We start from the raw sequence: 5,396 nt of genomic DNA, 5'->3' as shown, positions 1-5,396 counted from the left end.
ACCGGGCATCCCTATCTTAACCTTCGTCGTGACAAAGAATTCCAGGCTTACCTTAATCAGCAAAAATTGCCTTATCGCTCTGTTATAGGCTGTGCTCCGGATCATAGTTTTCAGGAAAAAAGCTGGATAGTACTGTGTGAGAAAAATACGGCTATTACGCTGGCGCGGCAGTTTGAACAAAATGCTATTTACTGGGTAGAGCAGGGCGAGTTATTTTTGGTGCCGGTACTGCTGGCTCAGCATGAAGAAAGCCTGGGAAATTTCCGCGAACGTCTGGTATTGATGCCTGACTAATTTTTACGCTGCAGAATGTCCAGCACCGGTTGCAATTTGTCACCGTAGATCACTTCCATCTGTCTTCTGGTCATGTTCTGGCTGACTTTTTCACCTTCTGTTTGCGGTTGCTGCAGCAGTGCTGCAAAATCACTGGCGCAAATGCAGATCAGGCCTGGTGCTGCCATGCCGGGTAACTGTGCTGTGCGGTACAACATATTCGGGCAGGCTTTGGTTCGTTTGGGGTTCTGCACACAGCCAGGATTGTCAGCTGCTGCCGATGCTACTGTAAATAACAAAAACAGCGCTGACAATTTATACATAAGGAGCCCTTAGTTTTTCTGGCTTGCGCGGTATATCACAAAGCCATTAGCTTTTGCGATAACACTTACCTGCTTAAATGAGTTTTGCAGCAGTTCCTGATAGGCCAGATGGCTGTTAGCCACAATGGTCAAATTACCCTGATTGCTCAGGCGGGTAGCACTTTGAGCAATAAAAGCCTCGACAATACTGTAGTCAGTTTTTATGCCGGTGTGAAATGGCGGGTTACTGACAATGTAGTCAAACTGCTTGGGAAACTCAGGCAAGCCATCTGCTGCGATAACCGTGCCGCTGAGGTTGTTGGCGCTCAGTGTCAGCTCGGTTGCTTTCACCGCCAGCGCACTAATATCTGAACTGAACAGCTCAATCTGTGGATGTTTACGTTTTAACACTGCACCAATCACACCGCAGCCACAGGCGAAATCAAGCACCTTACCCTGGCTGATAGCTGGCAGGTTATCCAGCAGCAGCGCAGTACCAAGATCGAGCTTGCCGTGGTTGAACACCCCAGGCAACGAATGCAGCCTAAGCTGTTCACCCGCGGCTGTAATACTGAAGTGGCTGTCAGCTATCTTTGGCAGTGCAGCAAAATCACCAAACAGCGAAAACCACAGGCAATGCTTGGCGTTATCCAGCTTGTTGGCTCCTAAACCAAGCTTCTGAGCGTGGCTGCTCAGGCTCTTAATGCCACCTTTATTATCACCGGTAACGAAAACTGCCGTAGTACTTTTAATCGCAGGTTTAAGCTGACTGAGGGTGTATGCCAGCTGCTCTTTGCTTTTGGGGTAGAAAATTACAATGGTATCAAAGCTGTCGCTAAATGCCGGTTCTGCGCTGTTGTACAGCGTAACGGCAGGCTGTCGCCAGCTGGCAGCGACAGCGGCGTCAGTGCTGTAACAGCTTAACTGTAACTGCGGTGCCAGATGCAGAAGATCAGCAGCTAAGTTATCTGCCATAGGCTCTGCCAGCAGCACTTTACCACTAAGATCGGCTATGTTACGTAAAACCAGTTGACTGGCGTTGGCTAACATTTAGTAGTCCTTTTTATACATCAGATCCCAGACGCCGTGGCCTAAACGCTGGCCGCGCTGTTCAAACTTGGTCAAAGGTCTGTGTTCAGGCCGTTCAACATAGGTGTTATCAGCAGAGAGGTTACTAAAGCCCTCTGCTGCTTGCATAACTTCCAGCATATGCTCCGCATAGTTTTCCCAGTCAGTTGCCATATGAAACACACCGCCGGGTTTTAGTTTACGCCTAAGCAGCTGCACAAACTCTGGCTGCACAATACGGCGCTTGTGGTGACGTTTCTTATGCCACGGATCAGGGAAAAACAGCTGAACGGTGTCCAGGCTATTGTCCGCGATGGTATCTTCCAGTACTTCAACGGCATCGTGCTCAAATACCCGCAGGTTTTTTACCTGCTGTGCAACTGCATCAGACAAACAGGCACCGACGCCCGGACGGTGAACTTCAATACCGATAAAATCTTTTTCCGGCGCTTCTTTTGCCATCTGTACCAGAGATTTACCCATACCAAAGCCAATTTCCAGCACTACTGCACTGCTACGGCCAAACACATCTGCCAATTGCAGTGCAGAGCTTTGGTATTGCAGGCCATAATCTGGCCAGTAGGTATCCAGCGCATGTTGCTGGCCTTTGGTCAGCCGGCCTTCGCGCAGCACAAACGAGCGGATTTTCCGCATATAAGTTGTGTTGTCAGCCTGTTCGCCGTGCTGCTCGGTACTGTCTGTCATGTGTTGCTCCGCATAATCGTTAACGGCGCGTATTATCCTTGTATTAGCGCCTTTGCTCAACCGCGATTATGGTTGGCAAGGTCAGGCGCTGTGCTTATACTGCCGGCAATTGTTCTAGCAGAGGCCGTTATGTTACAACAACAGGATGCAGTTTGGTTTTCAAATCAGTTAGTTAGCTGGTATCAGCAGCACGGACGTAAAGCACTGCCCTGGCAGTTAGAGAAAACACCCTATAAAACCTGGCTCAGTGAAATAATGCTGCAGCAAACCCAGGTTGCGACTGTTATTCCTTATTTTGAACGCTTCCTGGCACGTTTTAACGATGTCGAGGCATTGGCTGCAGCAGAGCTTGATGAAGTACTACATTTATGGACCGGGCTTGGTTACTACGCCCGGGCGCGCAATCTGCATAAAGCCGCAAAAATGATAGTGGCAGAGCATCGGGGCCAGTTCCCGCTAGGGTTTGAACAGGTACTGGCACTGCCGGGCATTGGCAGGTCAACCGCCGGTGCTGTACTGTCGTTAGCTTTGGGCCAGCATTACCCTATTCTGGATGGTAACTGTAAGCGTGTTTTGGCGCGTTTTGCGGCAGTACCCGGCTGGCCGGGAGACAAAGCTACAGAACAAACACTGTGGCAACTGGCTGAGCAGATAACACCAAAGCAGACGGTGGCGCAGTTTAATCAGGCCATGATGGACCTTGGCGCTACGTTGTGCAGCCGTAGCAAGCCGCGCTGCAGCGAATGTCCGCTGAAATTAAAGTGTAAAGCGGCGCTGGCAGGCGAACAGGCGCTGTATCCGGGCAAAAAACCGAAGAAAGCGCTGCCGGAGAGGCAAAGCTTCTGGTTGCTGCTGCAGCACCAGAAGCAGGTGCTGTTGTTACAGCGCCCGGCAGCAGGCTTGTGGGGGGGGCTGTATGGCTTTATTGAATTTGCCAGTGCACAGGAGCGCGAGCAGTACCTGGCGTTACATGCTTTGCAAATTGAGACTACCGAACAGCTACCGGCTTTTCGGCATACCTTCAGCCATTTTCATCTGTGGATCCAACCGCAATTGCTTAAGTTGAAATCGTTGCCGGATGCAGTGCAGGAGCATTCTGGTGCAAGTTGGTTTAGAATAGATGCCATTCCTGCGGTTGGTTTGTCAGCTCCGGCAAAGCAGCTGTTTCAACAACTGATTGCTACAACAGCGGATTCTGAGGATCGTTAAGTATGAGCCGTACAGTATTTTGTGAATATTTAAAAAAAGAAGCACCAGGCCTGGATTTTCAATTGTATCCGGGAGATTTGGGCAAGAAAATTTTTAACTCAATCAGTAAAGAGGCTTTCGCCCTGTGGCAGGCCAAGCAAATTATGCTGATTAATGAGAAAAAGCTTAACATGATGAACCCGGAGCACAGAAAGCTGCTGGAAGAACAGATGGAAGCTTTCTTGTTCAAAGGCGAGAATGTTGAAATTGAAGGCTATAAGCCGGTAGAGAAATAGTTGTTAGTTAGAATGGTGCTGGCTTAGTGCCAGTGCCAACGCTATAATTCGGATTAGAAAATTTAATCATTCAAGAGAGATTATGGCGCGTCGACTGCCCCCGCTTAATGCATTAAAGGCGTTTGAAACTGCCGCCAGGCATTTAAGTTTCACTAAAGCTGCTGAAGAAATGTATGTAACCCAGGCCGCTATTAGTCATCAGATTAAAGCACTGGAAGACCATCTTGGCCTGAAGCTGTTTATGCGGAAAAACCGTTCTTTGCTACTGACCGAAGAAGGGCAAAGCTATTTTCTTGATATAAAAGAAATTTTTCTGCAATTACATGAATCAACCGAAAAGCTGCTGGCCCGTGGCGCTAAGGGCTCACTGACGGTAAGTTTACAGCCAAGCTTTGCGATTCAGTGGTTAGTACCCAGATTAAACCAGTTTAGTGAGCTGCACCCGGATATTGACGTACGGATAAAAGCGGTTGACCTGGATGAAGGCTCGTTAACAGATGACGTAGACGTTGCCATTTACTATGGCCGCGGTACCTGGCGTAATCTGCATGCTGATAAACTGCATACTGAATACCTGCTGCCTGTCTGTTCACCATTGCTGCTGAACCGCAGCAAACCGCTGTTGGAGCCGACAGATCTGCAATACCATAACTTGTTACATGACGGTTCACGCCGGGCCTGGAAAGCCTGGTTCACGACACAGGGCTTCAAGCATTTTAACGTAAACCAGGGGCCGATTTTCAGCCATTCCTCTATGGTGCTGCAGGCTGCTATTCATGGTCAGGGTGTAGCACTGGCGCATAACGTTCTGGCGCGACCGGATATTAATTCCGGCAGGTTAATAGTACCGTTTAATCACGTGCTGATCTCAAAAGATGCCTACTACTTAGTGTGTCGGGAAAGCCAGACAGAGCTTGGCAAAATTACCGCTTTTCGCCAGTGGATGACACAGATGGTTGAGGCTGAACAAGCTGAGTTTGCCGAACAGCAATTTACCAATGCGGTGGCACTTGACTGAGTTCATTAAAGACAAACCTGCACAGCCCAAAGCCCGCTTATTGCTGGCACATGGCGCCGGTGCTGGTTCCGGTAGCGATTTTATGTGTCAGTTAGCTGCTCAATTGCTGCAACACAATGTGGAAGTGTGGCGCTTTAACTTTGCTTACATGCAGCGTTTTATCGACACAGGCAAGCGCAGCCTGCCGGATAAACTACCACTGTTGCAGCAGTTTAGCCAGTTGGTTGAACAGTGCCCTGACGATTTGCCGCTGTTTATAGGGGGTAAATCTATGGGAGGGCGGGTTGCCAGCATGCTTGGCCCGCACAGTAAGCTAAGGGCAATTTTTGCCTTTGGTTACCCGTTTCATGCCCCGAAAAAGCAGCAGTGGCGTACTGAGCATTTTACTGCCTTAGGCTGTAAGCTGTTTATTGCACAGGGTGAGCGTGATGCCTTTGGTCAGCGGGATGAAGTGGCTGCGCAAAGCTGGCCCCAAGTTAGCCTTACATGGTTAACCGACGGCGACCATGATTTAAAACCCAGAGTAAAAACCGGCCTGACACAAAG

Annotated in this window: 8 protein-coding genes; 5 read left to right on the top strand and 3 right to left on the bottom strand. The window is 49.3% G+C overall.

What is annotated here, in order from left to right; all coding sequences use genetic code 11:
• Window positions 1-294 (top strand): DUF3293 domain-containing protein (locus VIN66_RS12845; RefSeq protein WP_331924351.1); only part of this gene is annotated, 294 nt, incomplete at its 5' end.
• On the opposite strand, the gene VIN66_RS12840 is transcribed toward VIN66_RS12845, so the two are convergent.
• The 3 genes from VIN66_RS12840 to trmB are packed head-to-tail and all read right to left on the bottom strand — an operon-like array spanning window position 291 to window position 2,348.
• Window positions 291-596, bottom strand: coding sequence for a hypothetical protein (locus tag VIN66_RS12840; protein ID WP_331924350.1), 306 nt, complete (start codon window positions 594-596; stop codon window positions 291-293). The two genes, VIN66_RS12845 and VIN66_RS12840, sit on opposite strands and share 4 nt — an antisense overlap.
• 9 nt (window positions 597-605) lie before the next feature.
• Window positions 606-1,625, bottom strand: coding sequence for a class I SAM-dependent methyltransferase (locus tag VIN66_RS12835; RefSeq protein ID WP_331924349.1), 1,020 nt, complete (start codon window positions 1,623-1,625; stop codon window positions 606-608).
• The gene (trmB, locus tag VIN66_RS12830) at window positions 1,626-2,348 is read right to left on the bottom strand and encodes a tRNA (guanosine(46)-N7)-methyltransferase TrmB (RefSeq protein ID WP_331924348.1); all 723 of its coding nucleotides are present in this window, start codon (window positions 2,346-2,348) and stop codon (window positions 1,626-1,628) included.
• A 129-nt stretch (window positions 2,349-2,477) separates the two neighbouring features.
• Here trmB and mutY point away from each other — a divergent pair, with 129 nt between their 5' ends.
• From mutY to VIN66_RS12810, 4 genes are all read left to right on the top strand, one after another.
• Window positions 2,478-3,557, top strand: coding sequence for an A/G-specific adenine glycosylase (mutY, locus tag VIN66_RS12825; RefSeq protein ID WP_331924347.1), 1,080 nt, complete (start codon window positions 2,478-2,480; stop codon window positions 3,555-3,557).
• A gap of 2 nt (window positions 3,558-3,559) precedes the next feature.
• On the top strand, window positions 3,560-3,832 hold the full coding sequence (locus VIN66_RS12820) for an oxidative damage protection protein (RefSeq protein WP_331924346.1): 273 nt from the start codon (window positions 3,560-3,562) through the stop codon (window positions 3,830-3,832).
• A gap of 82 nt (window positions 3,833-3,914) precedes the next feature.
• Window positions 3,915-4,850 (top strand): transcriptional regulator GcvA, encoded by a 936-nt coding sequence (locus VIN66_RS12815; protein ID WP_331924345.1) that lies wholly within the window; start codon window positions 3,915-3,917, stop codon window positions 4,848-4,850.
• Window positions 4,831-5,396, top strand: a 566-nt coding sequence (locus VIN66_RS12810) for an alpha/beta family hydrolase (RefSeq protein WP_331924344.1), incomplete at its 3' end; no start/stop codon positions are given. The genes VIN66_RS12815 and VIN66_RS12810, both read left to right, overlap by 20 nt.

Origin of the sequence: Rheinheimera sp., assembly GCF_036568245.1 — a bacterium.
Taxonomy (GTDB): Bacteria; Pseudomonadota; Gammaproteobacteria; order Enterobacterales; family Alteromonadaceae; genus Alishewanella.
Note: the sequence above shows the minus strand (reverse complement) of the source record. Positions and strands in the feature narration are given on the sequence as shown.

Coding starts and splice junctions, on each gene's coding strand:
- VIN66_RS12840 (WP_331924350.1), bottom strand. CDS start 596: ATGTATAAATTGTCAGCGCTGTTTTTGTTATTTACAGTAGCATCGGCA.
- VIN66_RS12835 (WP_331924349.1), bottom strand. CDS start 1,625: ATGTTAGCCAACGCCAGTCAACTGGTTTTACGTAACATAGCCGATCTT.
- trmB (WP_331924348.1), bottom strand. CDS start 2,348: ATGACAGACAGTACCGAGCAGCACGGCGAACAGGCTGACAACACAACT.
- mutY (WP_331924347.1), top strand. CDS start 2,478: ATGTTACAACAACAGGATGCAGTTTGGTTTTCAAATCAGTTAGTTAGC.
- VIN66_RS12820 (WP_331924346.1), top strand. CDS start 3,560: ATGAGCCGTACAGTATTTTGTGAATATTTAAAAAAAGAAGCACCAGGC.
- VIN66_RS12815 (WP_331924345.1), top strand. CDS start 3,915: ATGGCGCGTCGACTGCCCCCGCTTAATGCATTAAAGGCGTTTGAAACT.